1 protein-coding gene is annotated in these 1,777 nt (G+C 72.4%); it reads left to right on the top strand.

Annotation, left to right across the window (positions count from 1 at the left end):
* The coding region (locus VF794_RS31600; protein ID WP_331116836.1) for a sensor histidine kinase at positions 1 to 1,610 on the top strand (1,610 nt) is incomplete at its 5' end.
* Between the last annotated feature and the right edge of the window lie 167 nt (positions 1,611 to 1,777).

The raw sequence follows: 1,777 nt of genomic DNA, 5'->3' as shown, positions 1-1,777 counted from the left end.
AGGAGTCCCGGCTCGTCCCGTTCCTCTTCACCGAGGCCACGCTCGCCGACGGCATCATCCTCACCCGCCGACTGTCCGAGACGGACGCGGCCTCACTGGTGTCCATCCTCACGGGGATGAACACCGATGGGGGCAGCCTGGAGTTGCTGATGGGGCCCTTCCGGGTGGAGGGCTTCGTGCGGGAGTCGGGCGAGCCGTCCCGGTCCCCGGCGCGGCAGGTGGGTAGCGCCGAGTACGTGGTGGCGGAGCTGGACGAGGCGACGCGGTGTCTGCGGCTGTGGTCTCCCTCAGGCCGGGCCTTCGGCCGGGATGTGTCGGGCGCCGAGGGGCGTCTGCTGTCGGAGGTGCTGGGGCCGGAGGCGAGCGAGCCGCTGCTCTCGGTGATGCGCGCGGTGCGCCACGGGGGCTCGGGAGGGCGCCTGGAGTACCGACTGGAGGTGGAGGGGCGCACGCGCTGGTACGCCGCCGAGGTCACCCCCTGCGCTCCGGCTCCTGGCGACACCGGGCCCCGGTTGAGTGTGCTGGTGCGGGACGTCTCCGGCCTGCGCGCGCTGGAGGAGCCGCTGTACCGGCTGGCCTCCTTCCCGCTGCTGCACCCCGAGCCCTTGCTGGAGCTGGGCATGGACGGCCTGCTGCGCTACGCCAACCCGGCCACGCACACGGCCTTCCCGGATCTGGTGGTGAGGGGCGAGCAGCACCCGCTGGTGGTGGCGGCGCTGCAGTGGATGTGGCGGGGCGCGCCCGCGGGTGAGCCCGCGCCCACCGTGCACCTGGCGGACCGCTACTGGGAGCTGACGGTGGCGCAGCTGTGGGACCCCGCGGGCCTGCGGGTGTTCGCCCGGGACGTGACGCTGCGCAAGCAGATGGAGGCTCGGCTCATCCAGGCGGACCGGCTGTCCGCGCTGGGCTCGCTGGCGGCGGCGGTGGGGCACGAGATGAACAACCCGCTGGCCTTCATGATGGCCAACCTCTCCTTCGCGCGGGAGGAGCTGGAGCGGCTGGATGGGTCGGGCGAGCTGACCGACGTGCTGGAGGCCCTGTCCGAGACGGCGGAGGGTGCCAGCCGGCTGAAGCTCATCGTCCAGGACCTGCGGACGCTCTCGCGCAAGCCGGTGGAGCACCCGGCGCGGGTGCGGGTGCAGCCCGTGCTGGAGAACGCGCTGAAGCTCATCCGTGGCGAGCTGATCCAGCGGGCGCAGCTGGAGCGGGACTTCCACGAGGTACCGGAGGTGGACGCGGACGAGGCCCGGCTCAGCCAGCTCTTCCTCAACCTGCTGCTCAACGCGGTGCATGCGATGGAGCCGGGGCAGGCCGGGCGCAACGTGCTGCGGGTGGCCGCCTATACCGGGGAGGAGGGGGAGCTGGTGGTGGAGGTGCAGGACACCGGCAAGGGCCTGCCGCCCGAGGCGCTGGCGCGCATCTTCGAGCCCTTCGTCACCACGCGGCCCTCCAGCACGGGCCTGGGGCTGTCGGCGAGCCACGCCATCGTGACGAGCCTGGGTGGCACGCTGCGCGCGGAGAGCCGGGAGGGCCGGGGCACGCTGCTCACCGTCACTCTGCCCGCCGCGGCCGAGGTGGCCCAGCCCCAGGCGGCCCTGCTCGCCGGTTAGACGACAGTGAACGCCGCGACGGCGCACTTCGTACTCTTCCGGGCATTTCGTCGTCCGGGGGGAAGACGCTTGCCTGGTCGTGCCTATCCTCAGGTCATCCCCGCTTCCCGCCTTGGAGGATGCCCATGCAGCCACTTCCCCCGAATCATCCGGTGCCCTGGTTCTCC

Origin of the sequence: Archangium sp. (genome assembly GCF_036389735.1) — a bacterium.
Lineage (GTDB): Bacteria > Myxococcota > Myxococcia > Myxococcales > Myxococcaceae > Archangium.
Note: the sequence above shows the minus strand (reverse complement) of the source record. Positions and strands in the feature narration are given on the sequence as shown.